General features: G+C 68.4%; 16 protein-coding genes and 1 pseudogene. 12 read left to right on the forward strand and 5 right to left on the reverse strand.

What is annotated here, in order from left to right; genetic code table 11:
• Positions 1 to 324 precede the first annotated feature (324 nt).
• Positions 325 to 546 carry a cold-shock protein gene (locus C4313_RS02055; protein WP_088571520.1) on the forward strand — a complete coding sequence of 74 codons (222 nt, stop codon included), beginning with the start codon at positions 325 to 327 and terminating at the stop codon, positions 544 to 546.
• A gap of 183 nt (positions 547 to 729) precedes the next feature.
• On the forward strand, positions 730 to 2,412 hold the full coding sequence (gene mutL, locus C4313_RS02060) for a DNA mismatch repair endonuclease MutL (RefSeq protein ID WP_352428217.1): 1,683 nt from the start codon (positions 730 to 732) through the stop codon (positions 2,410 to 2,412).
• A gap of 10 nt (positions 2,413 to 2,422) precedes the next feature.
• Here mutL and C4313_RS02065 read toward each other — a convergent pair whose 3' ends face one another.
• Positions 2,423 to 2,983 (reverse strand): hypothetical protein, encoded by a 561-nt coding sequence (locus C4313_RS02065; RefSeq protein ID WP_352428218.1) that lies wholly within the window; start codon positions 2,981 to 2,983, stop codon positions 2,423 to 2,425.
• Between the two features lie 164 nt (positions 2,984 to 3,147).
• On the opposite strand from C4313_RS02065, the gene C4313_RS02070 reads away from it, so the two are divergent.
• The 8 genes from C4313_RS02070 (at position 3,148) to moeB (ending at position 8,841) form a co-directional block, all read left to right on the forward strand.
• Positions 3,148 to 3,702 (forward strand): sigma-70 family RNA polymerase sigma factor, encoded by a 555-nt coding sequence (locus tag C4313_RS02070; protein ID WP_352428219.1) that lies wholly within the window; start codon positions 3,148 to 3,150, stop codon positions 3,700 to 3,702.
• Positions 3,702 to 4,667 (forward strand): hypothetical protein, encoded by a 966-nt coding sequence (locus C4313_RS02075; protein ID WP_352428220.1) that lies wholly within the window; start codon positions 3,702 to 3,704, stop codon positions 4,665 to 4,667. The genes C4313_RS02070 and C4313_RS02075 overlap by 1 nt, the downstream gene beginning before the upstream one ends.
• A gap of 325 nt (positions 4,668 to 4,992) precedes the next feature.
• Positions 4,993 to 5,964: a PLP-dependent cysteine synthase family protein gene (locus tag C4313_RS02080; protein ID WP_352428221.1), complete on the forward strand. Its 972-nt coding sequence runs from the start codon at positions 4,993 to 4,995 to the stop codon at positions 5,962 to 5,964.
• Positions 5,965 to 5,997: 33 nt separating this feature from the next.
• Positions 5,998 to 6,438 carry a M67 family metallopeptidase gene (locus C4313_RS02085; RefSeq protein WP_352428222.1) on the forward strand — a complete coding sequence of 147 codons (441 nt, stop codon included), beginning with the start codon at positions 5,998 to 6,000 and terminating at the stop codon, positions 6,436 to 6,438.
• A 57-nt stretch (positions 6,439 to 6,495) separates the two neighbouring features.
• On the forward strand, positions 6,496 to 6,807 hold the full coding sequence (locus tag C4313_RS02090) for a ubiquitin-like small modifier protein 1 (protein WP_352428223.1): 312 nt from the start codon (positions 6,496 to 6,498) through the stop codon (positions 6,805 to 6,807).
• The gene (locus C4313_RS02095; RefSeq protein ID WP_352428224.1) at positions 6,774 to 7,238 is read left to right on the forward strand and encodes a DUF4395 domain-containing protein; all 465 of its coding nucleotides are present in this window, start codon (positions 6,774 to 6,776) and stop codon (positions 7,236 to 7,238) included. Before C4313_RS02090 ends, C4313_RS02095 begins: the two co-directional genes overlap by 34 nt.
• The gene (locus C4313_RS02100; RefSeq protein ID WP_352428225.1) at positions 7,235 to 7,693 is read left to right on the forward strand and encodes a TlpA family protein disulfide reductase; all 459 of its coding nucleotides are present in this window, start codon (positions 7,235 to 7,237) and stop codon (positions 7,691 to 7,693) included. Before C4313_RS02095 ends, C4313_RS02100 begins: the two co-directional genes overlap by 4 nt.
• A complete protein-coding gene (gene moeB / locus C4313_RS02105) occupies positions 7,687 to 8,841 on the forward strand; it encodes a molybdopterin-synthase adenylyltransferase MoeB (protein ID WP_352428226.1) in 1,155 nt (384 codons plus the stop codon). Before C4313_RS02100 ends, moeB begins: the two co-directional genes overlap by 7 nt.
• 98 nt (positions 8,842 to 8,939) lie before the next feature.
• Here the strand turns inward: moeB and C4313_RS02110 are convergent, their stop codons facing one another.
• Positions 8,940 to 9,365 (reverse strand): OsmC family protein, encoded by a 426-nt coding sequence (locus tag C4313_RS02110; RefSeq protein WP_352428227.1) that lies wholly within the window; start codon positions 9,363 to 9,365, stop codon positions 8,940 to 8,942.
• A gap of 22 nt (positions 9,366 to 9,387) precedes the next feature.
• Positions 9,388 to 10,473, reverse strand: a complete 1,086-nt coding sequence (gene thrC / locus C4313_RS02115) for a threonine synthase (protein ID WP_352428228.1) — start codon at positions 10,471 to 10,473, stop codon at positions 9,388 to 9,390.
• 187 nt (positions 10,474 to 10,660) lie between these two features.
• Here thrC and C4313_RS02120 point away from each other — a divergent pair, with 187 nt between their 5' ends.
• The gene (locus tag C4313_RS02120; RefSeq protein ID WP_352428229.1) at positions 10,661 to 11,938 is read left to right on the forward strand and encodes an ABC transporter substrate-binding protein; all 1,278 of its coding nucleotides are present in this window, start codon (positions 10,661 to 10,663) and stop codon (positions 11,936 to 11,938) included.
• Between the two features lie 89 nt (positions 11,939 to 12,027).
• Here C4313_RS02120 and C4313_RS02125 read toward each other — a convergent pair whose 3' ends face one another.
• On the reverse strand, positions 12,028 to 13,293 hold the full coding sequence (locus tag C4313_RS02125; protein WP_352428230.1) for a citrate/2-methylcitrate synthase: 1,266 nt from the start codon (positions 13,291 to 13,293) through the stop codon (positions 12,028 to 12,030).
• 147 nt (positions 13,294 to 13,440) lie between these two features.
• Between C4313_RS02125 and C4313_RS02130 the strand changes: the two genes are divergently transcribed.
• The gene (locus C4313_RS02130; RefSeq protein WP_352428231.1) at positions 13,441 to 14,379 is read left to right on the forward strand and encodes a branched-chain amino acid transaminase; all 939 of its coding nucleotides are present in this window, start codon (positions 13,441 to 13,443) and stop codon (positions 14,377 to 14,379) included.
• 53 nt (positions 14,380 to 14,432) lie between these two features.
• Here the strand turns inward: C4313_RS02130 and C4313_RS02135 are convergent.
• A pseudogene (locus tag C4313_RS02135) lies at positions 14,433 to 14,901 on the reverse strand (leucyl aminopeptidase); the annotation flags it as partial.

Here is a 14,901-nt window from a genome sequence, read left to right on the forward strand (position 1 = left end):
CCTCCTCAACCCCGAAGCCCTCACCGCCCACGGCCTCACCCCCATCACCTCATGACAAACGGAGCGCCTCCGACGGCCCCTCGGCCCTTCTTGACAAATCGCCCGGTTTGGCTATGATAAAGGGCGGAACGAGCGAACCGGAGCGTGAGGGGGATGTTCTGATCGTTGGGCCGTCGGGTCAACGCAGGACTCGCCCGACGGCTTTTTTGTTGAAGGCCGGCCCTGGGGCTGGAGGATCCCCTTCGTCCGGCCGAGCGTTCCATCTAGGTCTGTCGGGAGTCCGCCCCCTGCGGGCTTCAAAAACTTTCTCAAGGAGTTGCAGCAATGGCTGGTCAGCGTGTCAAGGGCACCGTCCGCTGGTTCAACCGGACGAAGGGGTACGGCTTCATCCGGCCCGACGAAGGGGATCGCGACGTCTTCGTCCACTACACCGCCATCGTCGGCCAGGGGTTCCGTAACCTCGAAGAGGGCGAGCGGGTGGAGTTCACCATCCGCGAGACGCCCAAGGGCCTCCAGGCCGAACAGGTCGTCCGCCTGTCCGAGTAACCGCAGCGCCCGATCCATCCACCCGGCGGAGGGAGCCTCCCGACGGAGGCTCCCTCCGCTTTTTCCATGCAGATCGCGGGACGCCGCCCGGATGAGGACGGACCAACGTCCAAGGCCCCTTTTGCCCTCGGAGGCGGGAGGGATCAAAATACGAACACACGATCTGCACGGTGGGGTGCGGGGATGCCCATTCGGGTTCTGGACCCGGATCTGGTGGCCCAGATCGCCGCGGGGGAGGTGGTGGAGCGGCCGGCCTCGGTGGTGAAGGAGCTGATGGAGAACGCCCTGGATGCCGGCGCGTCCCAGATCGAGGTCGAGATCGAAGGCGGCGGGCAACGGCGTGTCCGGGTGGCCGATGACGGCGAGGGGATCCCCGCCGCTGAGGTTCCGCTGGCCTTCGCCCGCCACGCCACCAGCAAATTGACCTCCCCCGAGGATCTCTTCCGCATCACCACCCTGGGGTTCCGCGGGGAGGCCCTGGCAGCCATCGCAGCCGTCTCCCGGGTGACCTGCCGCACCCGCGCCGCCGGCGAGGCTTTGGGCGTTGAGGCCCGGATCGAGGGCGGCCGGCTCCTGGGGCATCGACCCATCGCCCGCCCGCCAGGGACGGAGATGATCGTGGAGGACCTGTTCTTCAACACGCCGGCGCGGCGCAAATTCCTGCGCCGCGAAAGCGCTGAGCGCCGCTGGATCGATCTCTGGGTCAGCCGCTACGCCCTGGCCTACCCCCACGTGCATTTCCGGCTGCGCCACGACGGCCGGGAGGTCCTCGCCCTGCCGGCGGTGAGAGATCCACGGCATCGGCTGGCGGCCCTCTACGGGGCAGAACTGGCAGAGGTCCTCCTGGCCGTTGCCGGGGCCGAGGGGGCGCTGCGGGTTTGGGGTTGGATCAGCCCCCCCGACCGACATCGGCCCGATCGCCAGGAACTGGCCTTCTTTGTGAACGGACGATGGGTCCACGATCGGATGCTCCCTGCGGCGGTGCTGCAGGCCTATCACACCCTGCTCCCGAGCGGGCGGTATCCCTGGGCCTTCCTGTGGTTGGAGATGCCCCCCGATCAGGTGGACGTCAACGTCCATCCGGCCAAGATCGAGGTCCGCTTCCGGGATCCCGAGGGGATCTTTCGGCTGGTCCACGGGACGATCCTTCAGGCCCTGCGCCGGGAGACCTCCGTCCCCGTGGCGCACCTCCTTCGCCCGCCGGCCGCCCCCGCCCCGGGGCTTCCGCTGCCGGCGGGGTCAGCCGCGCGTCCCGCCGAGGCGATCGGGGTCGAAGGGGCCGGAGGGCTTCCGCCGTTGCGAGTGGTGGGGCAGATCCAGGCGGCTTACATCATCGCCGAGGGGCCAGACGGCCTCTATGTGCTGGACCAGCATGCCGCCCACGAGCGGGTGCTGTTTGAAACCCTCGGCGCCCAGCGGGCGGAGGGGCCGCTCCCGGCGCAGCCGCTGCTGGAGCCCCTGCTGTTTGAAGTATCGCCGGAGGAGATGGACCTTCTGGAGGAGAGCCGGGCCGCGCTGCAGGAGGTGGGCTTCCTCCTGGAGCCCTTCGGGCCCCGGGCCGTGCGCGTGACCGCCGTCCCGGCGGGCCTGCCGCCCGGGGCGATCGGGCCCGCCTTGCAGGACGTGCTGCTGGACCTCCGGGAGGCCCGCCCGCCGATGGCGGGGAGGTTGGAGGAGCGGCTGCTGCGCATCATCTGCAAACGGGCGGCCGTCAAAGCCGGGCAGGTCCTCAGCATGGAGCAGATGCAGCACCTGGTGCGCGCCCTAGAGCGCTGTGCCATGCCTTGGACCTGCCCGCATGGCCGGCCGACGATCCTGCGGTTCCCGCTGGGACAGTTGGCCCAGCGGTTCGGCCGGGAGGATTAGCCGCCGGCGATCACGGGCGCCGGCTCCGCCCCCACCCGGGTGGGGTCTTGCGGGGGCCCGGTGCTGTCGGCGTGCCGGCGGGCGCGGAGATGGCTTTCACCGTGGGCTTCTCCTTGGCGGCGCGCATGATCGCCCCCAGGCCCCGGCCGCCGGGATGCACGCCATACTGCCGGTAGGCCTGGCCCCAGCCAATCTGGTGGCCCAACGTCAGGGCCTGTTCCAACGTGAGATCGTTGGTGGGGTTGTTGTCGGACCGGGTGGCCAGCACCAGCCAGAGGGCGCGGGCGATCTCGCCGTAGCCGAAGCCCTGGGTGTGCAGGCCCAAGATCTCAGTCAGCGAAACGGTGGAGGTGATCCCATAAGCGGGGAAGGTCTGGCTGACCCAGCGGGACAGCGCCAGGGCCACGGGGTGAACCCGGGTCACGGTCCCGGTCGGCGTCGCCTGGGGCGTTGGCATTGGGTCCTCCGCCCCGGGCGTTGCCCCTGCCACCCGGGCCAGCACCAGCCCCAGGATCAAGGCCAGGCCGATGCCTAACAAACTGCCAACCATTCCGGATCGAACGGATCGCATGGCAAGCCTCCCTCTGGGTTTCTCGGCACCGTGGAGGACGGTGCTGACAACAGGGGTTAAGAATCTCTGACACTCGCTGGTCTGCTAACAAAACCGTTGGGCTGTCCGGAGAGGATACGCGTGACGTTCCTGCCGTCACGAGCGGTTTCATAGGAGGATGAGGGATGGGTCTGCTCACCCCTCATCCGGATGAGAAGCGCTGGATCGCCCGGGCCCGCCAGGGGGACCCCGAGGCCATCGCGGCCCTTTATCGGCATTACGCCGATGGGATCTACCGCTATCTTTTCTACCGCCTGGGCGATGCGGAAACGGCGGAGGATCTCACAGCCGATGTGTTCTTGAAGATGATCGAAGATCTGCCGCGATACGAGGAACGGGGGCTGCCCTTCGGCGCCTGGCTGTTCCGCATCGCCCGGGCCCGGTTGATCGATCACTGGCGTCGGCAGCACCGGCATCCCACCGCCGCCCTGGAGGACACCGAGACCGGCCCGTATGTCACGCGGGAGGTCCCTGAGGATGCCATCGACGCCTCTGAAATGATCGAGCGGGCCCTGCGGGTGCTGACCCCCGAGCAGCGGGAGGTGATCACCCTGCGCTTTCTGGTTGGGATGAGCCTGGAGGAAGTGGCCCGCGCGATGGGCAAGACGGTCGGCGCGGTCAAGGCCCTGCAGCATCGAGCGCTGGGCACGTTGGCGCGATATCTGGAGAAGGCCCGCTGATGGTCCGAGAAACCGAAATCTGGGAAGCCGAGTTGCTGGAGCGTTGCCTCCGCCGCCTGGAGGATGGAGCCGACTTGGAGACCTGTCTGCGGGAGATCCCGGAGGCGGCGTCCCTGCGTCCGCTGCTCGAGGCCGCCCTGTGGGTACGGCGCGGGCAACAGGTGGCGCTCTCCCCGGCCGCTCGGGAGCAGCTGATCCGCCAGGGGCAGGCCTGGACGGCCCAGAGGCAAGCCGCTCGCCGGGCCGTTCCGATGTTCCGCTGGGCCCTGGCGCTAGCCGCCTTCGCCGGGTTGCTCCTGGGGATCCTGGGCCTGGCCGCCGCCGCCGAGGCCAGTCTGCCCGACGCGCCGCTCTATCCGTTGAAGCGGGCGGTGGAGGCGGCCCTCGCGGCGTCCATGCCCCCAGAGGAGCGGGCCCTCTGGCTGGCCGAACGCCGCTGGTCGGAGTTCGAGGGGGCTGCCGCGCGGGGCCGGTGGTTCCCGGCGGTTGCCGAGGAGAGCCTGCAGCATCTGGAGGAGATCGCCCCGCGTCTCTCCGAGGGCGCGCCGGCCTGGCGCGGCCGCGCCCAAGCCCTCTACCGACGCCAGGGCGCCTTCCTAGAGCAGGCACTGCGGGCGGCCCCGCCGGCCCTCCAGGCGGCGCTGGCGCATGCCCGCGTCCGTTGGGATGGGCTGTCCCCCCACTTTGTGCCCTCCGGCGGGGACGCGGAGACCGGGCCGCCGACTCCCGTGGCCTCCCCGCCGTTGACCCTCACGCCGGAACCGACGCGGGAGATGCGTGGATCCCCGCCCACGCCGTCCGGTGGGGAGAAGCGGGAGACGCCGCGCCCGAAGCATACCCCGCCCGGTCAGGAGAAGCGACAGACGCCCCGCGCCCCGCCGGGCCTGCAGGATCGCACACCTCCCGGCCGTGAATCCAAGCCCCCGCCGGGCCCTAAAGCCACCCCCCCTGGCCGTCAGAAATAAGCCCGGCCTTGGTTTGGACCAAAACTTGACAGGCCCGGGGGGGTCTCGTATGATGTTTACAAAACGCTGACGGGACCCATAGAAATGCCGACCATCGGATCGCGCTGGCACTGCATCTGTCCTGGGCGGGGGCGTTAACGCCACCCGCCCGGGGTGAGGATCCGGACAGGATCCTCCCTCCCGCCGCCGAAGGACCAACCGAGTCGGTGGGTGGCCGACGCCCCCGCGCCCCCTTTGGGTGTTGAGGCCTCCGGCCTGTTCGCAGCCCGCCGAAGCGCGTTGGTCCTTTTTCTTTGTCCATACACCGTTTGGACGGGGAGCCGTCATGGTAAAGACCTTGCCCAGGATGCAGCAGGAGACGGCCCGGGATCTCTTCGAGCTGATCGGCAACACGCCCTTGGTGCGGTTCCAGCGGATCGCCGCTCCCTTCGCGCCCGTGGAGATCTATGCCAAGGCGGAGTGGTATAACCCGGGGGGCTCGGTGAAGGACCGGCCGGCCCGGGAGATCCTCCTGACGGCGGAGCGGGAGGGCCTGTTGCGGCCGGGGAAGGTCATCCTGGACGCCACATCGGGCAACATGGGAATCGCCTACGCAATGCTGGGGGCGGCCCGGGGGTATCGGGTGACGCTGTGCATCCCGGCCAACGCCAGCCCCGAGCGGCTGCGCATCCTCCGGGCCTACGGCGCCGAGCTGATCCTGACGGATCCCTTGGAGGGCACTGACGGGGCGATCCTGGAGGCCCGCCGCCGCTACGAGGCCGACCCGGAGCGCTATTTCTACGCGGACCAATATAACAACCCGGCCAACTGGAAGGCCCATTACCGGACCACGGGGCCCGAGATCTGGGCGCAGACCGAGGGACGCGTCACCCATTTCGTGGCCGGCCTGGGGACCAGCGGCACGATGATGGGGGTCGGCCGCTGGCTGAAGGAGCAGAACCCACGGATCCATCTGATCGGCGTGCAGCCCGACGGGCCCTTCCACGGCCTGGAGGGACTGAAGCACATGGAGACGGCGATCCGGCCGGGCATCTATGACCCGGACCTGATCGATGAGATCCTCCCGATCTCCACGGAGGAGGCTTACGCCATGGCCCGGCGTCTGGCTCGGGAGGAGGGGCTGTTTGTAGGGATCTCGGCGGGCGCGGCCATGGCGGCCGCCCTCAAAGTGGCCGCTCGGCTGCGGGAGGGGGTGGTGGTCACCCTCTTCCCCGACGCCGGCTACAAGTATTTGAGCGAGCCCTTCTGGTTTGAGGAAGAGGTGACGGGACGGCCCGCGGGCCCACTGCCGCGATAGGCCCAGGGAACCCAGCGATCGTCGGAGGGGAAGATGGCGTTGCGGCTGCGTCGGGAACACGCCGCTCAGATCCAGGCCCACGTCGAGGCCGGGTATCCGGCCGAGGCGTGCGGGATCCTTCTGGGCCGCGAGGTGGACGGCGTCAAGATGGTCGAGGGGTTGCACCTGGTGCCCAACCGGTGGGCCAACCCGGAGGAGCAAACCCATCGCTTCTTCATCCCGCCGGAGGAGGTGCGGACCGCCGAGGCCCTGGCCGCCCGCCGCGGCCAGGAGGTCCTGGGCTTCTTCCATTCCCATCCCGATCATCCGGCCCGGCCCTCGGCCTTCGATCGGGAGCACGCCTGGCCCTGGTATGCGTATCTCATCATTTCGGTGGAAGGGGGCCGCGCCGTCGACTGGCGCGTCTGGCAACTGACCGATGACCGCTCCGCCTTCGAGGAGCAGGGCCTGGAGATCGTGGAGGACTCGGGATGAGCGCCGCGCCCCCGAGCCGGGGGCAGGTAGCCGGATCTTCTGCAGGAGGTGAGACGGATGGCGGTGCAAATCTTGATCCCGACCCCGCTGCGAGCCTACACCAAGGGAGAGAAGGTCGTGTCCGTGGAGGCTGGGACTGTGGGGGAGGCCCTGCGGGCCCTGACCGAGCGCTATCCGGAGCTCCGGCGGCACCTCTTCAACGAGGACGGCCGCCTGCGTTCCTTCGTGAACGTTTATCTCGGGGACGAGGACGTGCGCTACCTGCAGGGGGAGGAGACCCCCATCGCTGACGGCCAGACCCTGAGCATCGTCCCCTCGATCGCGGGAGGTAGCGGATGGCGGAGCGGAAGGTGGATCACACGGCCTTGAAGTTCAACCAGGCCTGTATCATCGCCCTCAACCTGCTGGCCTGGATCCTGGATCGTCCGGAGCTGGTCGCCTTCGTGGCCCTGGTGATGCTGGTGGGGACCGCCCTCCCGGGGGCTGCCCTCTTCCAGCAGATCTATTTCCGCCTGTTGCGGCCGTGGGGCTGGCTCCGGCCGCGGGTGTTGACGGACAACCCCGAGCCGCACCGGTTCGCTCAGGGGCTGGGCGGGGCGGTCCTCGCGGCGGGGGCGGCGGCGCTCTTCCTGGGCGCCCTGGCGGCCGGCTGGGCGCTGACGTGGGTGGTCATCGTGTTGGCCGCCCTCAACCTCTTCTTCGGCTTCTGCGCCGGTTGCTTCGTCTATTATCAGCTGAGCCGCCTGGGGGTCCCGGGCTTCACCGCCCGTCCCATCGAGCGCCGGGAGGTGGAGGGGTGATCGCGCGGGCCTTGGCGGCGGCAGGGATCCTCCTGGCCCTCTGGCTGGCGTGGTGCCTGGTGGCTTGTGCCCAGCGCCGCCTGGCCCGCCCCCGGGCGGGGGAGTGGAAGGGCCCGCTGACCCTGCTGTATTTCTACACGCCCGCCTGTGGGCCCTGCCGTCTGGTGCAGGCCCCTATCCTGGAGACCCTGCGGGCGGAATGGAGGGAGACCGTGGCCATCCGGGCGGTGGACGTAGGCTCCGACCCGGAGATGGCCGCCCGCTATCGCGTCTGGACGGTCCCGACCACCCTCTGGGTGGACGCGGCGGGGACGGTGCGGGCGGTGAACAACGGCGTGGCCACAGCGGAGACGCTGCGCCGGCAATGGCACATGCTGCAACAGCGCCGGCCGGCCGCGATAGTGGAAAGGGGTCGGCCGACGATCGAATCTATGGAAAGGGAGGCGCCATGTTGAACGTGAACGAGGTCGTCTTAACCCATGAGGAGATCCGGCGCTACAGCCGACATCTGTTGATGCCGGAGGTGGGGCTGGCCGGTCAAAAGAAACTGAAGGCCGCCAGCGTCCTGATCATCGGCGCCGGCGGGCTGGGCTCCCCGGCCGCCTTGTATCTCGCCGCCGCAGGGGTGGGACGCATCGGCCTGGTGGATTTCGACGTGGTGGACGAGAGCAATCTACAGCGCCAGATCCTGCATGGCACCTCCTGGGTGGGCAAGCCCAAGCTGGCCTCGGCCAAGGCCCGCTTGCTGGACCTGAACCCAGATATCACGGTGGAGACCCATGAGGTCCTGCTGAACAGCCAGAACGCCCGAGACATCCTTCGGGACTATGACATCATCATCGACGGCACGGACAACTTCCCGACGCGCTACCTGGTCAACGATGCCTGTGTCTTTCTGGGCAAGCCGCTGATCTACGGCAGCATCTTTCGCTTCGAGGGCCAGGCCACCGTCTTCGATGCCCGGGTCGGTCCGTGCTACCGCTGCCTCTACCCGGAGCCCCCGCCGCCCGGCCTGGTGCCTTCCTGCGCCGAGGGTGGGGTGTTCGGGGTGCTGCCGGGGGTCATCGGCGCCATCCAGGCCACCGAGGCCATCAAACTGATCATCGGCCAGGGCGAGCCCCTCATCGGGCGTCTGCTGCTCTACGACGCCCTGAGCATGCGGTTCCGCGAGCTGAGGCTGCGCAAGAACCCGGCCTGCCCCGTCTGCGGTGAGAACCCCACCATTCGGGAGCTGATCGATTACGAAGCCTTCTGTGGCGTCCGGGTGATCGAGGAGCACGTCACCGAGTTCGACATCACCCCGCGGGAGTTGAAGGCGATGCTGGAGCGGGACGGCCAGCAGATCGTGCTGCTGGACGTGCGGGAGCTCCACGAGTGGGAGATCTGCCACCTGGAGGGAGCGGTCCTCATCCCGCTGCGGGAGCTGCCGGAGCAGCTCCACCGGCTCGATCCCACCCGCGAATATGTGGTCTACTGCAAGTCCGGGGCCCGCAGCGCCCAGGCGGCCCGTATCCTTCAGTCGGCCGGGTTGCGGGTGAAGCACCTGCGTGGGGGCATCAACGCGTGGGCGCGCGAAGTTGACCCCAGCATCCCCGTGTATTAAAATGGGGGGCAATAACGGGGGCGCTTCCATAGCCCAGCGCGCACCCCCTAAGGGCCGGGGGGACGGCCGCCGGCGGCCGTCCCCCCGGCGTGTTCCCCCTATGGGCTCTCTTCCACCAGTTCGATGGAGTGGGTGATCTGCGCCACGCCCGGCACGGTGGCGCTCACCAGCCGCACGGCGTCCTCGACCGCCTTGGGGGAGAGCTCCCGGCCGCGCACCCGGTAGTGGACGTGGATCCGCCGGAAGGCCAACGGAGAGTTGGGATCCTGTTCCCCGTGGACGCGCACCTCCAGCCCGGTGACGGCCTGGCGCTTCTTCTCTAGGATGTCGAGGACGTCGGAGGCCAAGTACGCCCCCATGGCGATCGGCCACAGCTCCTCTAGCGTCATGTCCCCCCAGCTGTCCGGCTCTGTGCCGAAGATGTCTATGCCGTGGCGGGTGAAGGAGATCACCACGCTGTGGCGGGTGCTGTCGATCCCGACGAACTGGCGCTTCTCCACCCACTTGACGAGCACTTCGGCCATCGAACCCTCCCGGTATGGCTTCTTAGGGTGCGTCCAGCAACCCCTCCAGGATCCTCCGGAGGGCATCCCAGTCGGGGGCGACGGCGATCGGGGGCGGCAAGGTCTGCATCGCGACCTCCGGATCCTTCAGGCCGTGGCCGGTGAGCACGGCCACCGCCCGCACCTCGGGCCGGTTGGGCACTATGCCCTCCGCCAGGGCACGGCGCAGCCCGGCGATGGAGGCGGCCGAGGCCGGCTCGACGAAGAGGCCCTCCAGCGCGGCGATCATCCGCCACGCCTCCAGGATCTCGGCGTCCGAGACCGCCAGGAAGCGGCCGCCGGACTCCCGGACGGCCTGAAGGGCCTCGGGCCCTCGGGCGGGCCGCCCGATGCGGATGGCCGTGGCCACCGTCTCCGGGCGGTCCACCGGCCGGCCGTGGACAAGGGGGGCGGCGCCTTCGGCCTGGACGCCCAGGAGCCGTGGGAGGGTGGCGATGCGGCCGGCCCGGTGATAGGCGCGGAAGCCCTTCCAGTAGGCAGTGATGTTGCCGGCGTTACCGACCGGGATGCACAGCCAGTCCGGCGCCTCTCCCAGGGCGTCGCAGATCTCAAAGGCCGCCGTCTGCTGGCCCTCCAGACGATAGGGGTTCAGGGAGTTGACCAGGGCCAGGGGGTAATCATCCACCGCACGACGGACCAAGTCCAGGGCTGTGTCGAAGTTGCCCTCCACCGCGAGGACAGCGGCCCCATAAGCCATGGCGGCGGAGAGCTTCCCCAGGGCGATCCGGCCGGCGGGCACCAGGACGATGGCGCGCATCCCGGCCCGGGCCGCGTAGGCGGCCGCCGAGGCAGCGGTGTTCCCGGTGCTGGCGCAGATCACCGCCCGGGCCCCATCGGCGGCCGCCTGGGTGATGGCTGTGGTCATGCCGCGGTCTTTAAACGATCCCGTGGGGTTGAGGCCTTCATATTTGAGGTAGAGACACCCGGCGAAACCCAGGGCGCGGGCCAGCTGGGGGGCCGGGAGCAGGGGGGTATTCCCCTCATACAGCGTGATCGGATCGATGGGGGCGATCCGCAGGAACGGACGATAGGTATGGATGATCCCCCGCCACATGGCGGCTTCCGTCATCGTTTCCTCCTTAGCAGGCAATTATACCCTCCTTCTGGGGCGGAAGGCCCGAGGGACGATGCGCTCGCGCTTGACATAGGGGCTGACCTCTTTACAATAGAAATCGAGCCGGCGACCCCGGAGCGCCGCCGACCTCCTTAGGTTCGTTTGATCTGAACGTCCGCCCGCTGTCCAAAGGAGGTGTGCGATGTGCTGGCGACAACGGGGCTTCCTTTCGATGGCCCTCTTGCTCGTCCTGACCCTCCTCCTGGCAGCCTGTGCCCAGCCCGCCACCCCCGCCCCGGTCAAGAAACTGGAGATCTTCTCCTGGTGGACGGCCGGGGGCGAGGCAGAAGGCCTGGAGGCGATGTTCGCGGTTTACCGCCAGAAATACCCCGGCGTGGAGATCATCAACGCCACCGTGGCCGGCGGCGCCGGGGCCCAGGCCAAAGCCGTCCTCAAAACCCGCATGCTGGGCGGCGACCCCCCGGACTCCTTCCAGGTCCACGGTGGGGCCGAGCTGATCGACACCTGGGTCAAGACCGGTTACATGGAGGACATCACCGACCTGTGGAAGAGCGAAGGGTGGATGGACAAGTTCCCCAAGCAGCTGATCGACCTGGTCAGCCACGAGGGAAAGATCTACTCCGTCCCTGTCAACGTCCACCGCGGCAACATCCTCTGGTATAACAAGAAGATCTTTGACCAGCACGGGCTGAAGCCGCCGACCACCTTCGACGAGTTCTTCCAGGTCGCCGAGGCCCTGAAGGCCAAAGGGATCACCCCGTTGGCCCTGGGGGACAAACTCAAGTGGGAGGCGGCGCACCTCTTCGAGACGGTGCTGGCCGGCGTGTTGGGGACGGAGAAATACCGGGGCCTGTGGACCGGCCAGACGCCGTGGACGGGGCCAGAGGTGGCCCAGGCCTTCGAGATCTTCGGGCGGATGCTGGATTACGTCAACGAGGACCACGCCGCCCACACCTGGGACTCGGCAACCCAGTTGGTCCTGGACGGGAAGGCGGCCATGACCATCATGGGGGACTGGTCCCACGGCTACTTTCTATCCAAGGGCGCCAAGCCCGGCGTGGATTACGGCTGGGTCCCGGCCCCCAACAATCGGGGTCTCTTCATGGTGGTGACGGACACCTTCGGCCTGCCCAAGAAGGCGCCGCACCGGGACCAGGCCATCGCCTGGCTGAAGGTCTGCGGCTCCAAGGAGGGCCAGGAGGCCTTCAATCCCAAGAAGGGCTCCATCTGCGCCCGCCTGGACTGCGACCGGAGCAAGTTCGACGTCTACCTGCAGTCCTCGATGGACGACTTCGCCCGGGACCAATTGATCCCGAGCGAGGTGCACGGCTCGGCGGCACCGGAGGGCTTCGCCACCGCTTTCAACGACATTGTGTTCAACTTCGTCACCAACCGGGACGCCAAGGCGGCCATGGAGGCCCTCCAGAAGGCCTGCGTGGAGAACAAGATGTGCAGGTGACCGGATGGGGAAGGGGCCGGCGGCGCTCGAAAGCGAAGGGCCGCCCGGGCCGGAAGCCCGGGCGGCCCCCGTTTTCGGGGCCCCCATGGTCAGCCCCGCTCCTCGATGGGGATGTATTCCATGTGTTCGGGGCCGACGTAGACGAAGCGCGGCCGGTAGATGCGGTTGTCCTTGCGCTGCTCCAGGGAGTGCGCCACCCAGCCGGCGACGCGCCCGACGGCGAAGATGGGGGTGAAGAGGGCGGTCTCGATGCCCATGGAGGCCATCACGATGCCGGAGTAGAAGTCGACGTTGGGCTGCACGCCCTTCTGCCCCAGCCGCTCGATCATCACCCGCTCGATGACCTCGGCCATCCGCAGCCACTTCTCGGTCCCGGCGCGGCGGGTGACTTCCAGGGCGTATTCCTTAAGGATGTGGGCCCGCGGGTCGTAGGTCTTGTAGACCCGATGGCCGAAGCCGGGGATCTTCTTCTTGCGGGCCAGGGCCCGCAGCACCCACGCCTCCGCCCGCCCCACCTCCCCGATCTCGTGGAGCATATGCATAACTTCCTCGTTGGCCCCGCCGTGGAGCGGCCCCTTCAGGGCGGCGATCCCGCCCACCACCGCCGAGTACATGTCGCTGAGGGTGGAGGTGATGGCCCGCACGGTGAAGGTGGAGGCGTTGCACTCATGGTCGGCGTGGAGGATGAGGATCACGTCCATGACGCGGGCGTAGAAGGGGTCCGGCTCCTCGCTGAAGAGCATGTAGAGGAAATTGGCGGCGTGGCTCAGGTCGGGGCGGGGGTGGACCGGCGGGAGGCCCTTGCGGGCGCGGCCGATGGCGGCCACCACCGTCGCCATGCGCGAGGTGAGCTTGATGGCCTCCCGCTCGTGGGCGATCATCGTGTCCTCTTCCGCGGAGTCGTCGAAGGCCGCCAACATGGAGATCGCCGTTCGCAGCACCGACATCGGATGGAAGTTGTATCGGCGCCCGGCGCGGGAGATGAAGTCGTAAACCTCATCGGGGATCTCCCGATACTGGCGGAGGCGCATCTTGTAGACGTCCAGTTCCTCCTCAGTGGGGAGCTTGTCGTAGAGGAGGAGGAAAGCGGTCTCCTCGAAGGTGGATTTCTCTGCCAGGGTCTCGATGGGGATGCCGTGGTAGATCAGGCGGCCGGCGACGCCATCCACATAACTCTTCACCGACTCCGCGACGATCACCCCCTCCAGGCCCTTGGCGAAGGGGACCTCGCCCGGCTTCCCGATATACTTGACCTCCTGGGGGGTCGCTGTGGTGGTCATGGGAACCTCCTCCAGGATGGGAATCGGCTTTCCGGCGTCGCTGCCCACCCCCACCATGCCCGCGGACGGCCGCATTTTTCTCCTCCTCCCTCCACATCTTAGCCCAAACGGGTCAGGGGGGCAAGGAGCCCGCCCGCGGCGGCCCCGCGGTATAATGGGGGCGGGAGGCTCTTGGGCGAGGCCTCCCGCCCACGGGATCTCCAGATCTTGAGGAGGCAGGCCATGAGCGGCCGCTACGCGTTCTTCAAGGGTCGTATCGTCCCCATCGAGGAGGCGGTGGTCAGCGTGCGCACGCACGCCTTCAACTACGGCACCGGGGTCTTCGAAGGGATCCGCGCCTACTGGAACGAGGAGGATCAGGAACTCTACATCTTCCGCCCCCGCGAGCATTACGAGCGGCTCCTGGCCTCCGCGCGCCTCCTGTTGATGAACTTCCCCTACACGCCCGAGGACCTCACCCGGATCACGGTGGAGCTGCTTCAGAAGGAAGGTTACCGGGAGGACGTCTACATCCGCCCCATCGCCTACAAGGCCGAGGAGGTCATCGGGGTGCGCCTCCACAACCTCAAGGAGGAGCTGACCATCTGGACCACCCCCTTCGGCCACTACATCGAGCGGGAGGCGGCCCATGTGATGATCTCCTCGTGGCGGCGCCTCAGCGACAACGCCATCCCGGCCCGGGCCAAGATCACCGGGGCTTACGTGAACTCGGCCCTGGCCAAGAGCGAGGCCATGCTCAACGGCTTCGACGAGGCCATCGTGCTCACCGAAGACGGTCACGTGGCTGAGGGGAGCGCGGAGAACCTCCTCATCGTCCGCGGCGGCGTTCTGATCACCCCGCCGGTGACCGATGAGATCCTGGAGGGCATCACCCGGCGCACCATCATCGAGCTGGCCCACAACGAACTGGGCGTCCCCACGGTGGAGCGCCGGATCGACCGCACCGAACTCTACTACGCGGACGAGATGTTCTTGTGCGGCACCGGCGTCCAGTTGGTCCCCGTGGCCTCCGTGGACCGGCGTCCGGTGGGCAACGGGGAGATCGGCCCCATCACCCGGCGGCTCCACGACCTTTACTTCGATGTGGTCCGGGGCAAGGTGCCCCGCTACCGGCACTGGTGCGTCCCGGTCTACGCTCCCGAGGTGGTGAAGGCCCCATAGGGGAAGCCATCGCCAATATGAAGAGGGGGCGCCGCAGGGCGCCCCCTCTCTCTTCACGGGGCGGCGCTTTCCTCCAGATACCGCACCAGCAGGCGCACCCCGAACCCGGTGCCTCCCTTCGGGATATACCCCCGGGCCTTCTCCGCCATATCCACGGGGGCGATGTCCAGGTGCGCCCACGGAGCCCCCTCCGGGGCGAACTGCTTGAGGAACATGGCCGAGGTCCCCAGCCCGCCGTAGCGGCCGCCGCTGTTCTTCACGTCGGCCACGTCGCTCCGGATGCGCTCGAGGTAATCTTCCCACAGGGGCATCCGCCAGAGCCGCTCGCCGGTGGCCTCGGCCGCCCGCACCAGCGCCGCGGCCAGCCCCTCGTCGTCGGCGAAAAGGGCGGCGGCCACGTCCTGCCCCAGGGCGATGATCGCGGCCCCGGTGAGGGTGGCCACGTCGATCACCGCCCGGGGCTGGTAGCGGGCGGCGTAGGCCAGGGCGTCGGCCAGGATGAGGCGGCCCTCCGCGTCCGTG

The organism is Thermoflexus sp. (genome assembly GCF_040289485.1).
Lineage (GTDB): Bacteria > Chloroflexota > Anaerolineae > Thermoflexales > Thermoflexaceae > Thermoflexus.